This is a genomic window from Pseudonocardia sp. OZ21, assembly GCF_059359135.1.
Window position 1 is genome coordinate 36,789 of the sequence record NZ_JCADBN010000007.1, and the last position, 19,387, is coordinate 56,175.

A 19,387-nucleotide genomic window follows, 5' to 3' on the forward strand; every position below is an offset into this window, starting at 1 on the left:
CTGCATCGCGTTCCTACGACACCTCGCTGACGAGCACCAAGGGGAGCACGTGCCGATGAAGACAACCGCTGCCGTCGCGGTCGGGCCGAACCAGCTGTTCGAACTGCGGCACCTCGAGCTCGACGACCTCGCGCCCACCGAGGTCAGGGTGGCGCTGGTCGCCACCGGCGTGTGCCACACCGACGCCGTCGTCCGGGACCAGGTCTATCCCACGCCGCTGCCCGCCGTGCTGGGCCACGAAGGTGCCGGTGTCGTCGAGGCGGTGGGCTCGGCGGTGACGTCGGTCCGGCCCGGCGACCACGTGATCCTGACCGTCAACAGCTGCGGCCGGTGCAGGCAGTGCATCACGGGTTTCCCCACGTACTGCGACGACTGCTACGTCCTGAACTTCGGCGGCCGGAGGCCGGACGGCAGCACCGCGCTGACGGACGGCGGGCAGGAGATCTCCTCGTCGTTCTTCGGGCAGTCGTCGTTCGCGACCCACGCCAACGTCGCCGAGCGCGCCGTGGTCAAGGTCGACGACGACGTCCCGCTCGAGCTCGTCGGGCCTCTCGGCTGCGGGCTCATGACGGGCGCGGGAGCCGTGCTGAACTCGTTGCGTCCCCGCGCCGGCTCGTCGATCGCGATCTTCGGCGCCGGGGCGGTCGGATCCGCCGCGATCCTGGCCGCCCTCGTCGCCGGCTGCACCACCGTCGTCGCGGTGGACATCCACGGGTCCCGGCTGGAGATGGCCGGGGAGCTCGGCGCGACGCACGTCGTCGACAGCAGCAAGGGCTCGCCGGTGGACGCCATCATGGAGATCACCGACGGGCGTGGGGTCGACGTCGCCCTGGACGCGACGGGCGTGCCGTCCGTGCTGCGTCAGGCGTCGGACTCACTGGCGATCCGGGGCACGGTCGGTCTCGTCGGTGCGGCCACTCCCGGCACCGAGGTGAGCTTCGAGACCGGCCTGTCCATCTCACGCGGGTGGTCGCTCAAGATGATCATCGAAGGCGACTCGGTGCCGCAGGATTTCATCCCGCGTCTGGTGCAGCTGTGGCGCCAGGGCCGCTTCCCGTTCGAGAAGCTGATCAAGTCCTATCCGTTCGAGCAGATCAACGAGGCGTTCGCCGATTCCGAGGCCGGGAAGACGATCAAGCCCGTGCTGGTCTTCCCTCGGGGGTCGCAGTGATCCCGGCCCGCAGGTCACGGGCAGGGGCCGCCGCGGCTTGATCAGATACAGAGCAGATCCGTGTTGTATGTCGTGTGAGCAGTCCTGAGCCGGCCCCTGGCCGCCGGCGGAGCAGGGAAGCCGACGCTGCCATCCTGGCCGCCGCCCTGGAGTTGCTGATCGAGCGCGGCGTGGAGGCGACCAGCATCGGGCAGGTCGCCCGGCGTGCGGGAGTCACCCGGGCCACCGTGTACCGGCGCTTCCCGGACAAGACACTTCCTCCGCGCCGTACTGCACCTGGCCGGTTACCGGGCCGACGTGGACACACGACACGGGAACCGACCATGAGGCCGGCCGGCTTCGAGGCGCAGATGCGCACCCGGGAGTTCGCCCGCGTCCTCGGGCCCTACATCGCACCATCACCGGTGTTCTCGCGATCCGCCTGCCCGAGATGACGGGGCTGGCCGCCGGCTTGTTCGCAGACCCCGTCCTGGCCTGGATGCCCGGGGCCTTGATGCTGGGCGGAGGACTGGTCATCATCGGCGGCCACCGCAGCCGGCGCGGCCCCCTCGCGATGACGGTGTCGCTGTTCGGCTGGTTCGTCGCGCTGCGGGGGCTGCTCCCTCTCGCTGCCCCCACTGTGATCCGCTCCGGCGTCGACGCCACCGCGCTCTCGCCGACTGCGACGACCCTGGCCCGCATCTTCGAAGCACGACCGGCCGAGCCTGTAATGTGAGCTGCATCACTCCTTTCGGCGGCCGTCTTTGGTGATTTCCATAGAATCATCATGATCTTCCTGGGGTTGACCCATTGTCCACATTTTCTTTGTGGTCTACAGCGCCGCAGTGTCAATGGTGCCTTGTTGTATGGTCGGTCCGAGTGGTAGGCGGATGTGTGGCGAGTGGCCGCGTGAACGGCCACTGTGGTGCCCCGGACGGCGCCTGGGTCGCGCTTCCATAATTTCTCGACGAAGTCATCGGGAGGCGTCATGACCATCATCAGATCGAACCGGTTCGGCCTATCGAACATCGCACCATCGGCGATGGATTTCGAAGTATTTCTTCCCGAGCTCGACGGTGGCCAGATCCTCGATCAGGACGAGGAGTGGTGCGAGGTCCTGGTCGACGGGCAGCGGACCAGGATTCGATTCCACGACTACCACCGGATCTACGATATTCCGGGCATGTACGAACGTCTCTTCTACGAGATGCTCGAGTGTGTCTCTCCGCGTACGGTCTGCGACCTGCTGGCCACGGTGCTGGCCGAGCACGCGACGAAGGCCGAGGACCTGCGAGTGCTGGACGTCGGCGCCGGCAACGGCATGGTCGGCGAGGAGATCCGGACGCTGGGCGTCGACACGGTGCACGGCGTCGACATCCTGGAGGAGGCGGCTGCCGCCACCCGTCGCGATCGTCCGGACGTCTACGACGACTACCTCGTCGCCGATCTCACCGACCTCACGCTCGAGCAGCGCGACGTCCTCGTCAGCGCCAAGCTGAACACGATGACCACGGTGGCTGCACTCGGGTTCGGCGACATCCCGCCCGAGGCCTTCGTGGGTGCGTTCAACCTCATCGAGACGCCGGGCCTGCTGGCGTTCACCATCAAGGACGACTTCCTCCGCGATGACGACCCGAGCGGGTTCAGCCTGCTGATCCGGCGCATGCTCGCCGAGAAGACGATCGTGCCGCAGGCGGAGAAGCACTACCGGCACCGGCTGTCGGTGCACGGCAGGCCGCTGCAGTACATCGCGTTCGTCGCGCGCAAAACCGGTGATGTGCCAACGGCCTGGATCCACTGAGGGGTTTCTGGCGCGCGCAAGCCGCCCCACCCCGTCCTCGCAGAGCCGCCGCGCTCCTCGCGGGGCCCTCAGCGTCTGCGACGAACCCACTCGCTCTGCGAGGACACCCCCAGAACCGCTCGTCTTTGCAAGATCGATTACGCCGCGGTCGTCTACGCGGCGTAGAAAGGTCTGTGTGCGGTCTGCGCGTCTGGCCGCTTGATCGGACAGATCGAATCTCGGAGACGAAGTGGTCATTCGCACGCAAGAGGCCGGCGGCGGTTCGTCGTGCCGTCGCTCGAATTTCTGGGGGCCATGACAGTGCTCACTCCCGATTTCGCTGCGGCCGCGGAACAGGTCGCCACGACCGCAGCGCCAGTGACGTCCGGGATCACCGTGACGCAGGCCATCGGCATCTTCGTCGGGATTCCGGCGCTGCTGGTCCTGCTCATCACCGCCGGCGTGTATGCGACCACCCGCGGGAGCCGGCGGCGCCAGGCCGCATGGAGTCGCCGGCCCGTCGACCACATCGGCGGTGCGCGCCCGTCCGTGGACCCGGCGAAGGCGGCGGGCCCAGCCGGCGCCGACCACGCCACCGCGCCGGCATCAGCCGCGGCGAGGCCGGCTGATGCCGGCACCGAGGCGGGATCGCTCCGGCCGGCCGAAGGGGAGTCCGCGTGAGCGCGGAGTCCACATGGGCTGCAGCGCCGTCCGCGGGCGCGCCCGCGGGACGGTGACCCACAGAACCACAGCGCACACATCTGCTGGCCACCGTGCACACGTCAGGACGTGTGCACGGTGGCCGGCTCGTGTGTATGCACCGCGGACCGCCGCACGGTCACACGGGGCGACGCCGACGAGCACCGGGCAGTGGCCCGCTCTCCTCGCGGTAACCGCGAGACCGGCAGGAGAAGTGGAAGTCACATGTGCTGCGTACGTCTCATGTTGCGAGAGCGACGGTGACGTCGGCGGCGAAGTGAGGCGGGCGCCGCCGTTCTTCGGTATAGTTCGCCGACTTTTCGCAGCATCACCGGCGTCCGGCGGCGACAAGCATGTCGCGCGCGCCTGCGCCGTTTCCCAAGGCCGAGTAAAACGCGGGTCGCCGACATTACCTCGGCACAACGTTCCCGTGCGAGGACAAGGGTTTTCATTTGCGAAAGCTGCCTCGTGGTGGCTAATGACCATGGCCGGACCGCACATTTCAGCGAAGGTGGCAAGTCGCTGCGCCCCTCGTGACCGCCGGCGCTGAGCGATTGCTCGCCGGGCCACATCCTGACGTAAACCGATGCGACATGGTTCAGATTCCAGCGCCCCGGTACTTGTGATCTGAAAGCATCGGAGTTCGCTTGACAGCGTCGCGATGCGCGTGGCTACTCTGGAGTCCTCACCGGTTGCACCCCGTGCGGCGCCAGCGGCGCCTTGTGCACGTGATCGGGTCTCCGGGCGTCCCGCAGCGCAGCCCGACGCGATGAACAAGACAGTCATGCCTTCGTTCGGCGACCCACCCGGGTCGGTTTCCCGGCGTCGCCACTGAGCCTGTCCAGGGATTGACCGAACCTCGATTCAGGTCGGCCACAGTCCCAGGTCACGTAGCCGCGGACAGCGCTGCGGATCCTCCTCAGGGATTCGCCGCACGCTGCCGGCAGGCGCCGCCGAAGCGCCCAGGCATGACCAACCTGAATGAAGGAGTCAGCTTTCGTGGGGGAATTTGCCGAGGCCTTCACTCCCCATGTAGATGAAGCCTCAACTATGCCAGCCGGGAACATCGGCTCGACAGCAGGCACCAAGCAGATGCTCGGCGATGTGCTGGCGGAGATCATGCACACCGATCGAGTGTCCGTGGACAGCAACTTCTTCGACGACCTGGGCGCCGACTCTCTGCTGATGGCCCAGTTCTGCGCACGGATCAGAAAGCGGCCCGACCTGCCGGCGGTGTCGATGAAGGACGTCTACCGGCACCCGACCATCAGGAGCCTCGCAACCGCACTCGCGGTACCCGCGGCGGCTCCCGCCGAGTCGCCGGTTGCAGAGTCACCTGAGGTGACAGCGCCGGCGAGCAGGATGGAGTACATCTTCTGCGGAACGCTGCAGTTCCTGATCTACCTCGGATACTCGTTCCTCGTCGCGATCGTTCTCGAGCAGGGCTACGACTGGGTATCCGCCGCCCCCGGCGTGGCCGACATCTACCTGCGGTCGGTCCTGTTCGTCGCGCCGACCTTCCTCGGCCTGTGCATCCTTCCGATCGTGGCGAAATGGGTGCTCGTCGGGAGGTGGAAGCCCCGGCAGATCCGCATCTGGAGCCTGACCTACGTCCGCTTCTGGACCGTGAGGATGCTCGTACGCGCGAGCCCGATGATCCTCTTCGTCGGCTCGCCGCTCTACGTGCTCTACCTGAGAGCGCTGGGCGCGCGCATAGGACGAGGGGTCGCGATCCTCTCTCGGGACGTGCCCGTATGCACCGACCTGCTCACCGTCGGCGACGGCACCCTGATCCGCAAGGACGCGTACTTCACGTGCTACCGCGCCCACGCCGGCCTCATCGAGACCGGTCCGGTCACCCTCGGCAAGAACGTGTACGTCGGTGAGGCCACGGTGATCGACATCGGGGCGGCGATGGGCGACGGGACGCAACTCGGCCATGCCTCCTCCCTGCACAGCGGGCAGTCCGTACCGGACGGCGAACGCTGGCACGGGTCTCCCGCGCGGCGCACCGGGGTGAACTACCAGACGATCGATCAGCGGGCCGGCGCCGGCGCGCTGCGGAAGACCGTCTCCACCGTCCTGCAACTGCTGGGCCTGCTGCTCGTGGTGCTGCCGGTGACGATCGGCGGTGTCTCGCTCCTGCTCCTCGCCATCCCGCGGGTGGCCACACTGCTCGGCGCAGGCGCACTGGACCTCGTGGACTGGAAGTTCTACGTCGACGCCGTGGCCGCGTCCTTCGTCATCTTCTTCGGCCTGGTTCTCGCGGGCTTCCTCGTCGTGACCACGGTCCCGCGCCTGCTCGGCCTCGCCATCAAGCCGGACAAGGTCTACTCGCTGTACGGCGTCCACGCCGCGCTGCACCGGACGATCACGCTGATGACCAACCTGCGCTTCTTCACGTATCTGTTCGGCGACAGCTCCTACATCGTCAACTACCTGAACCGCCTCGGGGGAAAGGTGTCCCGTGCCGAGCAGACCGGGTCCAACTTCGGTCTGGAGGTGAAGCACGAGACCCCGTTCATGGTCACGGTCGGCGCCGGCACGATGGTGGCCGACGGACTGTCGATCATCAACGCCGACTACTCGAGCACGTCCTTCCGGGTCTCCCGGGCGAGGATCGGTGCGCACACCTTCCTCGGCAACAACGTCGCCTTTCCCGCCCGGAGCCGCCTGGGCGACAACTGCCTGGTGGCATCGAAGGCCATGGTGCCCATCGACGGACCCATCCGGGAGAACGTCGGGCTGCTGGGATCGCCCAGCTTCGAGATCCCGCGGACGGTCCAGCGCGACAGCAAGTTCGACCACCTGCGCAGCGTCGACGAGCTGCGTCGCCGCCTCCCCGCCAAGAACAGGCACAACCTCCGGAGCATGGCGATGTACCTGCTCGTGCGGTGGGGCTACTTCTTCGGTGCCGTCGTGCTGTTCCTCGCCGCCGATGAGCTCTACGGCCGGTGGGGCGCCTGGGTGAACGTGCCGGCCGACGTCCTTCTCCTGTCGAGCGTTCTGTACTTCGTACTGATCGAACGTGCGATCGCCGGGTTCCGCGCACTGCAGCCCCGGTACTGCTCGATCTACGACCCGTACTTCTGGTGGCACGAGCGTTTCTGGAAGGTGCCGGCGATGGGCTACTTCCTCCGGATCTTCGACGGCACCCCGTTCAAGAGCATGATCTGGCGGCTGCTGGGCGTGCGGGTCGGGAAGCGGCTGTTCGACGACGGCTGTGCCCTGCCGGAGAGGTCGCTCGTGACGATCGGCGACGACGTCACTCTCAACGTGCATTCGAAGATCCAGTGCCACTCGCAGGAGGACGGCGCGTTCAAGTCCGACCGCATCGTGATCGGATCCGGGTGCACCCTCGGCGTCGGCGCGTTCGTCATGTACGGCGCGACGATGGGTGACGGTGCGCAGCTCGAGCCCGACTCGTACCTCATGAAGGGCGAGGACGTTCCGCCGCACGCACGGTGGGGCGGAAACCCGGCAACGGACTTCCGGGCCGACACCGAGCGGGCTGCCGCATGACGGTCCCATCGGCCGAGTTCAGTGCATATGCGGATTTGACGTCCGGAAGTACGGTGTCGACTGTGCTCTGCCTCGCAACTCGAAGCCGATTCCGGTTGTCTCCGTAGAGTCGGGTTCTCCCGGGATGTCGATCGAGTGCTGCGAATTGGCGGAGAAGCGCTCTGGGCGACCCCGAAAGGAAAGGGGTTGACCATTCCAGCCGGAGCCTCAGGGGGAGCCGTCGCCGGGTCGCTGGACAGTCGCGCCGGCCGCCGGTGGGTCACTCTCGGCGTCGTGCTCGCGGGCCAGTTCATGGCGTCGCTCGACACCACGGTGGGCAACGTCGCTGCTCGGGACATCGGCACCCAACTGCACGTCGGGGCGGGCACGGTCCAACTCGCGATCGTGGCCTACACGCTGCTGTATGCCAGCCTGTTGATCACCGGGGCCAGGATCGGTGCGGATCGGGGTCGCCGCCGGGTGTTCCTCGCGGGAGTCGTGGTGTTCACCGTCGCCTCCGCCGGGGCGGGCGCCGCCCCCTCCGCGGCGGTGCTGGTGGCGGCGCGCGCGGTGCAGGGGATCGGCGCCGCGCTGATGATCCCGCAGATCGTCTCGGTCATCCAGATCAGTTTCACCGGTCCGGCCCGGGCCAGGGCGCTCTCGGCGTTCAGCTCCATGATCGCCATCGGAGGAGCCGTCGGACTGGTAGCCGGCGGTGTTCTGATCGACCTGAACATCGCCGGCCTCGGCTGGCGCTCGGTATTCCTGGTGAATGTCCCGATCGGCATTGCGTTGTTCGTGGTCGCCGCACTCGTGCTACCCGGGGTTCCGGTCGTCGACCGGCGCCTCGACGTTCCCGGTGTGGTGCTGCTGACCTGTGGCGGCGTTCTCGTGATCTCGGCGCTGACGCTCGGCACGCAGGCCGGTTGGCCGCCGTGGAGCATCGGTGCTGCTGTCGCGGGCGTCGCGGTGCTCGCCGCGTTCGTCGCTCACCAGCGGCGCACGAGTCGCCGCGGTCAGCCGGTGCTGGTGGAGCCGGCGCTGTTCACCACTCTCGGTGTCCGTTCCGGGCTGCTGGGACTGCTGCTCATCGGCACTCCCTACACCGGCATCCTGTTCTGCGTGGCGGTCGATCTCCAGGCCCACCACGGAACCACCGCCGCGGTCGCCGGGTTCGCGCTCCTGCCCCTGGCCGTCGGCTTCGGTATCGGGGGCGTGGTGCCGTCGCTCGTCCCGGACCGGCAGCACCGCCCGCTCCTCATCTGCGGCGTGGTCGGTGCCGGAGTGGCGCTCCTGCTCCTCGCCCGGCTCACCGCGGGGGAGAGTTGGCCCGCCGCGGCCGCGCTGGCCGTGCTCGGGGTGGGAGGTGTGGGGTTCGGGGTGTCGTTCAGTCCGCTGGTGTCGCTCACCGTCGCCCACGTCCGGCCCGAACACATCCCGGATGCGAGCGGCATGGCAACGACGGTGATCCAGTTCAGCTTCGTGACCGGAGTGGCGGTTTTCGGCACGATCTACCAGGCCACGGGGCAGATCGCCACGGCCTTCGTCGCGATGGCTGTCGTGGTGCTGTGCGCCCCGGTGGTGGCCCGGCTGCACCGACTGCGCCCGGCCCCGAGCGGGGACTGAACCGAGCCAGGGGCCGGTCCCCCGGTCACCGGCGACGCTCCTCGCAGAGGGTGTGGGTTCCTCGCAGATGCTGGGGGCTCTGCGAGGAGCATGCTCGTTCTGCGAAGACGTGCCCCGCCCCGCGAGTCGCCCGGTTTGCGCGTGCGAGTCGCTCGCCGGCGTTCTGCGAGGGCGCCACGAGAGGCGAGAGTTCCTCGGTGCAGGCGAAGTTTCGGCAGCATGCAGATGGCCGGCGCGCCCGCCGCCGCCGCGGTGGCCGTCGAGGCGATCTGGGCGCAAGGGGCGCCGCGCGCTGGTTGCCCGGGGCTGGGCGGACCTGGCGTTGATCGACGACAAGGACGACTGCTTCGCCGGCGGCGAGGCGAACCACCGTGAGCTGTTCCGGCGCGTGGCAGCGGTCGTGCACCACGGCGGCGCCGGCACGACGACGACGGCTGCGCCGGCGGGCGCACCGCAGGTGATCGTGCCGCAGATCGCGGATCAGCCGTACTGGGCGCAGCGCGTCGCCGACCTGGGTTTCGGCGCGGGTCACGACGGCCCGACGCCGACGGTCGAATCCCTGTCTGCCGCGCTGGAACTCGCTCTCCGCGACGACACCGGTGCGCGGGCCGCGGAGACGTCGGCGCGGTGGAGGCGGAGCGTCGTCTCCCGGCACGGCGCTAGTGCACGGCGGGGATCAGGTACTGCTCGACGAATGTGGCGGAGTCGGTCTCCCGGTCCCGGCGGAGCGTGTTCTGGGTGATCACGAGCACCGTGTCGAGGTCCGGCATCACGTAGATGAACTGGCCGCCGTATCCCCAGGCGAAGTACATGTCGTGGCCGGCGATGGTGCGGGTCCACCATCCTTGGGAGTAGCCGGGCTCCGAGCCGTTGTCCGTGGTGGTGGTGGCAGCGGCCGTCACGGCCCACTCGGGGACCACGCGCGCGCCGTTGTGGATGCCGCCGTTGAGGTAGAGCAGCCCGAACGTGGCCATCTCCCGGGTGTTCAGGTAGACGTTGTACCCGCCCGAGTAGATGCCTTGCGGGTCTCGTCCCCAGTGCTCGACGGTGATGCCGAGCGGTGTGAGGAGATTATTCTCCGCGAACTGGCAGGTACCCATCTTGGTGGCCGCCTGGATGACCGCCGAAAGGACGTGTGTGTTGCCGCTGCTGTAGGTGAACACGGTCCCCGGCGTCGCGACGAGACCTTGGTCGAGTATCGCCCAGACCCAGTCGCTCTCCTTCTCGATCCGGTACTCCGTCCGATCCTCTTTCCATCGCAGCCCGGACTTCATCTCGATGAGGTTCCGGAGGGTGATCCTGTCCGCGTTCGGGTAGCCGGGCAGGTACCGGGACACCGGGTCGTCGAGGCTGTTGATGAACCCTTTCTCGATGGCGACCGCGAGGACTGCCTGAAGGATGCTCTTCGACACGGAGTGGACGTTGTTGCTCTGGTCCATGCCCCCACCGTTGACGTACCGCTCGTAGGCGAGACGTCCGTGGCGCACGACCGCCACGCTCTGCACGGAGTTGTTCCCGGCCAGGGCGCTCACCCCCGCATCGAGCCGCGCCCCGTCGACGCCTTCGGCTTCCGGGGTCGACACCGTCCAGCCGGATGCAACGTCGCCGCGGTCGACGTAGGTCGGGTTGTTCTCGTAGAAGCTGCTGCCGGTGCGCTGCCGGGTGCTGTTGCAGCCGTCCTCCTCGGACGCGCTCGACGTGCACGCCGCCACCGCGAGAAGCACGATCGACGCCGTGGCGACGAGCCGCACCGCGGGCTTGCGGTCGCCGCTCATCGGACGACACCCCGTGGCGGCCCGGGCCGACCGAGATCGTTGTCGTGCATCAGCGGGGCGTGGATCGTCACGGTCCCATCAGTGCGTCGACCAGGTCGCAGCCCAGGTCGTAGCGGACGCCGTCGGGGTTGGTCAGGCCGTTGCTCCGGTACCAGTCCTCCGGTGCTTCGGGGTGCGGCCCGGACAGGCCGACCTTCCCGCGCCCGAACGGCGCCACGAGAGCGGCGATCTCGCCGTTGCTCGCGTACCTGGCGAGGACGGTGACTCCGGAGGTCGATGCCGGTGGCGTCAGAACCGTGCCGTCCTGGAAGAACATGTGCCGCCGCGCTCCGCGCCAGTCGACCGTGACAACGGTGTCGCGGCTCGTCCGGATGTCGGCTCCGGCTGAGGTGATGAACTGGTCGGTGTCCGGGAGGAATCCGAAGCCCGCCCACGTCCCGGCCAGGTAGGCGCCCATACAGATACCGAGGTAACGGCCGCCCGACTGCGTGTAGTCGATGATGATCGGAGCGAACCACTACATCTGGCGAAATGCTCGTTTGACGCTGTTGCCGCCTCCTGGTTGCGCATAGAGCACCGCGGAGTCCAGCACCTCCCTGGTGAGCGGAAGTGCCTCGCGCGGGCCGACGTAGGCGATGTCGAAGTCCCATCGGGATGCGCGGAGCAGGGCGGCGACCTCCTCCGCGCACCCCTCGCACGCCGCGGGACCGCGATACACCAGAGCCAGAGCGCTCATCCCACACCTCATCCCACCTGCGACGGCGCCGGGGAGGTCGGCACGGCCAGGCTGTCGACCCGCGACGTGGGGATGCCCTGCCACCAGGTGCGTTCCTCGATCGCCTCCCCCTTCATCACGAGCGAGAGCGGCCCGATGACAGCGCCCCGGCGGACCTCCGAGTCGTAGAGCACCACACTCATGTTGCCGATCGACGCCTCGTCCGCGATCGTGAGCGCCGACGACTTGAAGACGCGGTCCTCGAAGAGATGGTTCTGCATCACGGCCCCGTGGTTCAGCGCGACGTGGTTGCCGATGTTGACGAGGTCGAACTCCGAGAACAGCGTGGTCGCGATGAACGTGTGACGTCCGATCCGGCACCCCATCATGCGAAGGAACATCGCGATGAACGGGGTTCCCAGCATCGTCGACGCCACGGGTGCGAACACCGACTCGAACGCCCCGTTCACCATCTCGTTCAGCCACACGTACCGGCACCAGAGCGGCCTGATCTCCGGACGGTACGTTCCCATGACGCATTTCTTGACCAACGCGACGATCGCCGCCGCCGCGATTCCCAGAGCGAACCCGATCAGCGGCGCCACCGCGACCATCACCGCCACCCCGGCCGCTCGGTACACCAGGAACAGGGCCAGTACCGATGCCGTGAGCGTGAGCAGCCCGAGGTAGGCGGGGATCAGGATCCGGAGCCCGTCGATGACGGCGCGCTCCGCGTAGAGCCTGGCAGTGGGACGGAATATGGTCGTCTCGTCGAAGTTGCCCACCTTGATCCGGTGGGTCAAGGGGAATGACGGCGAGCCCAGCCACTCGCTGCCGTCGGGGGTGCGCGGACCGGCGGGCGGAATCGACTGGACGCCCAGCAGGCAGCCGTCTCCCACGCTGTTGCCCACCGGCACGACAGCGCCGTTGCCGATGAAGCTGCGCCGTCCGATGCGGTTGACGTCGATCTGGAAGACACCCAGGTGCGTCCGGCGCCCCCCGATGATCGCGCCGTCCGCGAAGAAGCTCTCCGGGCCGATGTCGACCAGTTCGGGCGCGACCGACCAGACCGTCGAGATCTCCGCACGACGTCCGATCCTGGCGCCGAGCAACCGCAGGAACGGCGGCAGGTAGAGGGTCGTGTACACCGGCAGCATGAGGCCCCTCGTCACCCCCATGAGGCCGTCGGACGCCCACTTCCGCAGGTAGGCCCCGCTCAGGACCGAGTACGTCCCTGGCCGGATCCCGCGCAGGAGCACCCGCTTCACGGCGGCGATGTAGAAGCAGGAGAAGACGATCCCGACCGGCACCGAGACCACCAGCGTCAAGGCTCCGACGACCACACCGCCGCGGCTGAACGCGAACCAGTAGGCGAGCAGGAACCCGACGGCCGGGGGAATGCTCACGAGCGCCAGCGCGTCCACCAGCACCACGTGTGCGAGCGCGAAGAGCGCCCGCCGGCCCGTCGACTGACGCGGATCGGGACTCTCGGCGGGCAGGCTCACCTCCGCCTTCCGTGCCGGCGATCCCTGGCGCCCCTCACCGGCAGGGATCTCCTCGCCGTCGCCCAGCAGCGACTGGTCGTCGAGGCTGCTCCCGTCGCCCATCCGGACGTCGAGGCCCAGCACGGAGTGGATGCCGACGAAACAGCGGCTCCCGATTTGGACCCGGCCCAGCCGCAACATCCCACCCTCGACCCGGTAACCGAGCATCTGGGTGTCGGCGCCGATGCTGGTGTCCGCTCCGATGGAGACGAGGTCCCAGGCGAAGCACTGCCCCGTGTTGAGCGTGCACCGCGGCCCGACGCGGGCGCCCATCAGCCGGAAGTAGACGGGCAGCAGCGGGGTGCCCACCAATGCCCCGGCACCGCTGAGCGCCGTCAGCCTGGCCGCGAGCCACCAGCGCAGGTAGTAGAAGCCCCACAGCTTGTGTTCTCCCGGCCGGTAGCGGCCGATCAGCACCCACTTCGCCGCTATCGAGAGCAGGAGCAGGATCGGCCAGGTGATGATCGGGACGACGACGAACGCCATCACGAGGAGCCGGACCGTCGTCACCGTTCCCTGGATCCAGCCCAGGGCCAGCAGGAAGACCACGGTGGTCGGGATCATCACCGGTGCCGACAGCACGTACATCGACATCGCCTGCGCACCGACGGTGGTCCACCGGTGCCGACGAGGCGTCGACTCGAAGACCTCCCGGCTCGAGGTCGTCGCCGGTGCCGCTCCCGCCGGGCTCACCGCCACCCTGGCCAGTTCGTCCAGCCGAGCGGCAAGCAGTTGCACCGTCGGATGTGCGTAGGCGTCCCGGACGGCGACCGGCAGCCCGGTCCGTTCGCGCAGCGTGGTGATCATCTGAGCGGCGACGAGCGAGTGACCGCCGAGATCCAGGAAGAAGTCGTCGGCCACGGACGTCACGTCGATACCGAGGACGCCGCTCCAGACCCCGGCGACGAGGGACTCCCGCTCGTTCTGCGGCGCGACGACGGTGTCGGAGACCCGGACGAGGGGGGTGACGGGGTCCGGCAGGCTCTTCCGGTCCACCTTCCCGCTGGTCGTCCGGGGGAGTTGGGGAAGGACGTCGAGATAGCCGGGGATCATGTACGCCGGCAGCTTCGACTCGAGCAGTGAGAGCACCGCGCCGGGCTCCAGCGGGGCGGTGGGACTGTTCAGTACGACGTACGCCGCGAGCTCGTCCAACCCGGCGTGGGAGACCACGCGTACGCCTGCCGAGCGGACGTCGTCGAGTTCGGTCAGGACGTTCTCGATCTCGGACAGCTCCACCCGGTAGCCGCGGATCTTGACCTGCCCGTCGAGACGGCCCAGGAACTCGAGGTCGCCGTGGTCGGTCCAGCGGGCCAGGTCACCGGTGCGGTAGCAGCGCTGCACCGGGCTCAGACCCGGGTTGTCGTCGATGAGGGTGAGGAACTTCTCCTCGGTCATCGCCGGCTCGTTGAGATACCCGCGGGCCAGCGTGGCGCCGGAGATGAGCAGCTCGCCTGCGACGCCTGCCGGGACGGGATCGAGGTTCTCGTCGACGATGCGCACCTCGTAACCGTCGAGGGGCCGGCCGATGGTCACGGGCCGGCCGCGCACGCACTCGAACGCCGTGGTGTTCACCGTCGCCTCGGTGGGCCCGTACACGTTGAGGACCTGCGTGTCGTCGCCTGCCCAGGTGTCCACGAGCCGTGGGGGACAGACCTCCCCACTCAACACGACGGTTCTGAGGTTCGGGACCGGAGCCGCGATCGTCGACAACAGGGTCGGGACGGTCGAGAAGTAGGTGACGTCGAGGGCGCGCAGGTACTCGCCGAGCTCGTCCCCGAAGCGCGGTGCGTCCGCGGTGGGTACGACCAGCGTCGACCCGTTCGAGAAGGCCATCCACATCTCCTCGACCGACCCGTCGAAGCTCAGCGAGAAGCCCTGGTAGACGCGGTCCGCGGTGGTTGTACCGCAGACCTCGTTGAAGGCCGAGACGAAGCGGGTGGCGTGCTGGTGCTCGGTCATCACGCCCTTGGGACGTCCGGTGGAACCGGAGGTGTAGATGACGTAGGCGAGGTCCCGCGGTGACACGCCGGTCTCCTCGCGCGTCGGTCGCGACGCCGGCAGGTCGTCGCGGCCGAGACAGTCCTCGATCTCGATCAGCCGCTCGGGGCCCAGGAGCTCCGCGCCGCGCGCGGACAACGCACGGTCGGTCAGGCAGAGCAGCAGGCGGGCCTCTCCGTCGATGTACCGCACGCGCTCCGGCGGGTAGGTCGGATCGATCGGGATGTACGCGGCGCCGGCTTTCAGGCAACCGAGAACGGCGACGATCGGAAGCTCGGAGCGGTGGGAGTAGATCCCGACGAACGCGCCGGGCCCCGCGCCGCGCTGCCGGAGCACGCGCGCGAGGCGGTTCGCCTCGGCGTCGAGCTGCGCGTAGCTCAGGCTCCGGCCTCCGCACACGAGCGCCGTCAGGTCGGGAGTCGCGTCCGCCTGTGCCTCGAAGAGCTCGTGCAGGCACACCGCCTCCCCGAGCACCGCTCGGATCGCCGGCTCCACTGCGAGGGTGTCGTGCGTACCGGATCCCCTGGTCGGCGCCGTCAGCTCGTGCATGCCGGGGCACCCGCCATCGCCGGGCTCCGGTCGGTGGCCGGGAACTCCCGACGCCACCACATCTGCCCCGACCCGGGGAGGGACCTGATCGGGTCGAAGTACTCGTAGAGCCGGTACGCCGCAGCCGGATCGTCGGCCTCGATGCTGGTCAGGTAGTTCTTCGTCCAGTGGGACACGCCGCGGGTGCGGTCATAGCCCGTCAGCTGGTGCACCCAGCGTTTACCGAGGTACGGAACGTCGCAGACGATCCGCGGCGTCGCGAAGCCCGGCAGGTAGCCCATGATCTGGTCCTGGATGTCCTGGGCCTCCCACACGGCCAGGCGCCAGTGCTCCGAGTTCGGGATCATGTCGCACATGTAGAAGTAGTACGGAATGACTCCCGCTTCATCGAGCAGGGCGAAGCACAGATCGAGGAGCTGGTCGGGCGAGTCGTTGACGTTCCGCATCAGCACCCCCTGGTTGCGGACATCGCGGATCCCGGTCTCGAGCATCGTCTTCGCGGCCTTGGCGAACAGGGGGGTGACCGACTGTGCGGTGTTGACGTGGGTGTGGATCGCGATGTTGACGCCACGCCCGCGGGCGAGGGTTGCCACCCGTTCCATCCCGCGGACGATGTCGTCCTGCAGCCAGTGCTGGGGGAGGCCCATGAGCGCCTTGGTGGCGAGCCGGATGTCCCGGATGGAGTCGATGGCGAGCAGACGGGTCAGGAAGTCCTCCAACAGCCGCCACGGCACGTTCGCCACGTCGCCACCCGACACGACGACGTCGCGGATCTGCGGCGACCGCTGCAGGTGGTCGATGATCCCGTCCAGGCGGGCCGGTTGCTTCGCCTCCAGTTTCAGCTTGCTGAACTGGATCGTCGAGGTGCCGACCAGGTCCATCCGCGTGCAGTGCCCGCAGTACTGCGGGCAGGTCGCGAGCAGTTCGGCCAGCACCTTGGTGGGATAGCGCTGGGTGAGGCCCTCGACGAGCCACATCTCCTTCTCGTGCAGCGAGTCCCGGGTCGCATGCGGGTGGCTCGGCCACTCACGATCCCGGTCGGAGGCCACCGGCAACATGTAGCGGCGCACCGGGTCGGCGTAGACGCCGTCGAGATCCGGGACGCGGCCGGGCACGATCGTGTTGACCATCTGGGGTGGGATGAGCAGCGACATGGTGGCCGACTCGGCCTGGTCCTGCTCCAGGTCCCGGTAGAACGTCTCGGGTAGGAGGTCGCCGTACACGTCGTGCAACTGCCGGAGGTTCTTGACGCAGTGCGCCCGTTGCCACTGGGCGGACTCCCACTCGCTGCGGGTCACGTCGCGCCAGCCGGGAAGGCGCGTCCAGTCCGGCTCGACCAGTTCGCGGCGAAGATACTGGTACGGCTGGGCGGCGAGGCGGTTGCCGATCTCAGGCCCGGCGAGCCCGGTCGGAAGGAAGTTCTTTTCGATCGTCATCAATACTCCGTCGCAGCAGTTCGTGCGGTGGCCGGACCCCGCATGAGCGGTGTCGGAGATGTCGGTGCCGGTTACGGGATCGGGACAGGCCGCTTCGCGTGCCTGACCTTCTCCTTCGGCAGGTGGCGCTCGGCCAGAGGCCGGCGGGGGAACTGGGCCGTGCTGAACGGCACGCCGGCTTCGGCGAGGTCGGCGGCGACCGCGGCGACCTGGTCCCCGGTCGGTGGCGGGAGCGGCAGCCGCGTGGTGCCCACGTCGCGCCAACTGAGGCCGACGGCCAGTTTCCCGAAGACGGCGCCACCGACCCGGCGCATCGCCCGGTGCAACGGGAACAGCGCGACGTGCAGGGCGCGGGCGGCCTCGACGTCGCCGTCCGTGAACGCGTCGTGCATCATCCGCAACCGGTCGGCCGCGACGTGCCCGACCACGCTGACGAAACCTGCTGCGCCGAGTGCGAGGAACGGGAGGTTCAACGGATCGTCGCCGGAGTAGTAGTGCAACCCGGTCCTGGAGATCATCTCGGCGCAGAAGTGCAGATCGTTTCGGGCGTCCTTGATCGCGACGATCCGCGGATGCGCCGCCAGAGTGCACAACGTATCCGCCTCGAACGCAACGGCGGTGCGTGGCGGGATGTCGTACAGCATCACGGGTAGATCGGTCGCGTCGGCGACGGCGGTGAAATGCGCGATCAGTCCACACTGTGGTGGCCGCGAGTAGTACGGCGTGACGACGAGCAGCCCGTGGGCGCCGGCCGCCGCGGCCTGCCGCGCCAACCGCTTGCTGTGCTCGGTGTCGTAGGTTCCGACTCCCGCAATCACCGTCGCCCGGTGTCCGACTGCGGCGACGACGGTTCGGATGAGAGCCGCCTTCTCCGCGTCGGATGTCGTCGGCGCCTCGCCGGTGGTTCCGTTGACGACCAGCCCGTCGTTCCCCATGTCGACGAGGGAGGTGGCCAGGCCGGCGGCGCACTCGAGGTCGAGGGCGCGGCCGTCCGGGGTGAACGGTGTGACCATTGCCGTCATCACGTGACCGAACGGATTCGCGGGCCTGCCGCGCCCCATCGTCGGTCCGCCGCTGAAGCCAGGGATCACTGAAGACGCTGCGGTGCGCATGACTCGAACTCCCTTCGTGCCTCAGCGCCGGTCCGACTCGCGTATGTGTCGCGGTCCCCGGCCGGGGTGGCGTACTGCCCGTTCTGCAGCCCGAAGAGGTCATGGAGCAGCCGGACTGCGTGATGGACCGCGTCGGTGCGAATGAGGAAGCAGACGCGGGATGGCGCACTGGTGACCATCTGCGGCTCGATGCCGTGGCACTCCAGCGCCAGCATCGCTTGAGCCGTGACATCCGGTCGTCGCGCGATTCCGGCACTGACCAGGCTGACGGAGCCGAACTCGTTGTGGACGTCGACGTCGACGCCGACACCGGCGAGCGACAGCGCTGCCACGACCGCGGCGTCCTCGGAATCCGGAGCGGTGAACCGGAGGGACTGACCGTCGCGGCCGATCGTGCCGACCGCCACGCTGCGATGTGCCAGAGCCGCGGTGATCGCGGCGGGGGAGACATCCCGTACGGCGTACAACGTCTCCCGTTCCCGGTGGGCCACTCCCGTGACGACCGCGGTTTCGAACACGGGTTCCTCCTCGAGGATCCAGGTGCCCACGTCGGTCGTGAAGCTTGATCGAACGTGGATGTCGACGTCATGAGCAGCGGCAAGTTCGACGGCACGCGGTTGCAGCACCGCGGCACCCGCCGCTGCGAACTGCAACATCGTTTCTCGGCTGACCGCCGTGAGCTTCCGTGCGTCCGGCACGAGCCGGGGATCAGCGGTGAAGACGCCAGGGACGTCGGTGAAGATGTCGCACTCGCTCAGTCCGAGGGCGGCCGCGACCGCCACTGCCGAGGTGTCGGAGCCGCCGCGGCCCAGCGTGGTCACGTCGCCTGCCGGCGAGATGCCCTGATATCCCGTCACCAGTACCGCAGCCCCGGTGTCGAGCGCGTCGAGGATGCGCCGGGGATAGAGATCGGCCAGTTGCGCGTTACCGTGCTGACCATCGGTGTGGATACCCGCCTGAGGTCCCGTGAGCGAGACGGCGTGTGACCCCAGTTCGCTCACCGCCATCGACGCCAGCGCGCACGAGATGCACTCGCCGACGGAGAGCAGGACGTCCAGTTCGCGCAGTAACGGCCGCTCCGACATCGTGTAGGCCATGGCGACCAGGTCGTTGGTCGAGCTACCCATTGCGGACAGCACGGCCACCACCTTCAGTCCGTCCCGTTGGGCGACCACGATGCGTTCGGCGGCAGCGCGGAGTCGAGCCGGATCGGCCACCGACGTTCCGCCGAATTTCCACACGACGATCGAACTCTGCGGACCCACGGCTAGCCGGTCATTCGCGAAGCGTGGGTATTCCTCCTGAATCACGCCGGTCGAACTCCGGCCGGGCTCACCCACTGTGCTGGGTTGGTAACGCGCTCCGATACCGGCTGATAGGGCATCGTCGCGTTCTGTAGTCGCGCTCGAATTCGCGGCCGATTTTCTTGTCGCCCCTCGATCAACTGTATCCATGGAGACCCCTGGCCTGCTTGATAGACGGTGCATCCGGGCGCCACGAGA

14 protein-coding genes and 1 pseudogene are annotated in these 19,387 nt (G+C 68.3%); 8 read left to right on the plus strand and 7 right to left on the minus strand.

The window, feature by feature from the left end; all coding sequences use genetic code 11:
- Positions 1-55: 55 nt before the first annotated feature.
- The 8 genes and pseudogenes from AC5L35_RS17830 to AC5L35_RS17865 all read left to right on the plus strand — a co-directional run.
- Positions 56-1,171 carry an NAD(P)-dependent alcohol dehydrogenase gene (locus tag AC5L35_RS17830; protein ID WP_495060765.1) on the plus strand — a complete coding sequence of 372 codons (1,116 nt, stop codon included), beginning with the start codon at positions 56-58 and terminating at the stop codon, positions 1,169-1,171.
- A gap of 74 nt (positions 1,172-1,245) precedes the next feature.
- Positions 1,246-1,605 (plus strand): helix-turn-helix domain-containing protein, encoded by a 360-nt coding sequence (locus AC5L35_RS17835; protein ID WP_495060766.1) that lies wholly within the window; start codon positions 1,246-1,248, stop codon positions 1,603-1,605.
- Positions 1,602-1,886: a hypothetical protein gene (locus AC5L35_RS17840; RefSeq protein ID WP_495060767.1), complete on the plus strand. Its 285-nt coding sequence runs from the start codon at positions 1,602-1,604 to the stop codon at positions 1,884-1,886. Before AC5L35_RS17835 ends, AC5L35_RS17840 begins: the two co-directional genes overlap by 4 nt.
- A 186-nt stretch (positions 1,887-2,072) precedes the next feature.
- Positions 2,073-2,951 (plus strand): class I SAM-dependent DNA methyltransferase, encoded by an 879-nt coding sequence (locus AC5L35_RS17845; protein ID WP_495060768.1) that lies wholly within the window; start codon positions 2,073-2,075, stop codon positions 2,949-2,951.
- 267 nt (positions 2,952-3,218) lie between these two features.
- Positions 3,219-3,611, plus strand: coding sequence for a hypothetical protein (locus AC5L35_RS17850; RefSeq protein ID WP_495060769.1), 393 nt, complete (start codon positions 3,219-3,221; stop codon positions 3,609-3,611).
- A 1,068-nt stretch (positions 3,612-4,679) separates the two neighbouring features.
- Complete coding sequence (locus tag AC5L35_RS17855; protein WP_495060770.1) at positions 4,680-7,151, plus strand: Pls/PosA family non-ribosomal peptide synthetase; 2,472 nt, start codon at positions 4,680-4,682, stop codon at positions 7,149-7,151.
- A 186-nt stretch (positions 7,152-7,337) separates the two neighbouring features.
- Positions 7,338-8,756 carry an MFS transporter gene (locus AC5L35_RS17860; RefSeq protein ID WP_495060771.1) on the plus strand — a complete coding sequence of 473 codons (1,419 nt, stop codon included), beginning with the start codon at positions 7,338-7,340 and terminating at the stop codon, positions 8,754-8,756.
- Positions 8,757-8,966: 210 nt separating this feature from the next.
- Positions 8,967-9,498 (plus strand): annotated as a pseudogene (locus AC5L35_RS17865) (glycosyltransferase); the annotation flags it as partial.
- Here the strand turns inward: AC5L35_RS17865 and AC5L35_RS17870 are convergent.
- The 7 genes from AC5L35_RS17870 to AC5L35_RS17900 all read right to left on the minus strand — a co-directional run bounded on the left by AC5L35_RS17870 (position 9,416) and on the right by AC5L35_RS17900 (position 19,339).
- Positions 9,416-10,531: a serine hydrolase domain-containing protein gene (locus tag AC5L35_RS17870; RefSeq protein ID WP_495060772.1), complete on the minus strand. Its 1,116-nt coding sequence runs from the start codon at positions 10,529-10,531 to the stop codon at positions 9,416-9,418. The pseudogene AC5L35_RS17865 and the gene AC5L35_RS17870 sit on opposite strands and share 83 nt — an antisense overlap.
- A 67-nt stretch (positions 10,532-10,598) precedes the next feature.
- A complete protein-coding gene (locus AC5L35_RS17875) occupies positions 10,599-10,988 on the minus strand; it encodes a BPL-N domain-containing protein (protein WP_495060773.1) in 390 nt (129 codons plus the stop codon).
- Positions 10,989-11,048: 60 nt separating this feature from the next.
- The gene (locus tag AC5L35_RS17880; RefSeq protein WP_495060774.1) at positions 11,049-11,267 is read right to left on the minus strand and encodes a type 1 glutamine amidotransferase family protein; all 219 of its coding nucleotides are present in this window, start codon (positions 11,265-11,267) and stop codon (positions 11,049-11,051) included.
- 8 nt (positions 11,268-11,275) lie between these two features.
- Positions 11,276-15,337, minus strand: coding sequence for a Pls/PosA family non-ribosomal peptide synthetase (locus AC5L35_RS17885; RefSeq protein WP_495060775.1), 4,062 nt, complete (start codon positions 15,335-15,337; stop codon positions 11,276-11,278).
- The gene (locus AC5L35_RS17890) at positions 15,325-16,773 is read right to left on the minus strand and encodes a KamA family radical SAM protein (RefSeq protein ID WP_495060776.1); all 1,449 of its coding nucleotides are present in this window, start codon (positions 16,771-16,773) and stop codon (positions 15,325-15,327) included. The genes AC5L35_RS17885 and AC5L35_RS17890 overlap by 13 nt, the downstream gene beginning before the upstream one ends.
- Positions 16,774-16,844: 71 nt before the next feature.
- Positions 16,845-17,795 (minus strand): 4-hydroxy-tetrahydrodipicolinate synthase, encoded by a 951-nt coding sequence (gene dapA, locus AC5L35_RS17895; RefSeq protein ID WP_495060777.1) that lies wholly within the window; start codon positions 17,793-17,795, stop codon positions 16,845-16,847.
- Between the two features lie 65 nt (positions 17,796-17,860).
- Positions 17,861-19,339: an aspartate kinase gene (locus AC5L35_RS17900; protein ID WP_495060778.1), complete on the minus strand. Its 1,479-nt coding sequence runs from the start codon at positions 19,337-19,339 to the stop codon at positions 17,861-17,863.
- Between the last annotated feature and the right edge of the window lie 48 nt (positions 19,340-19,387).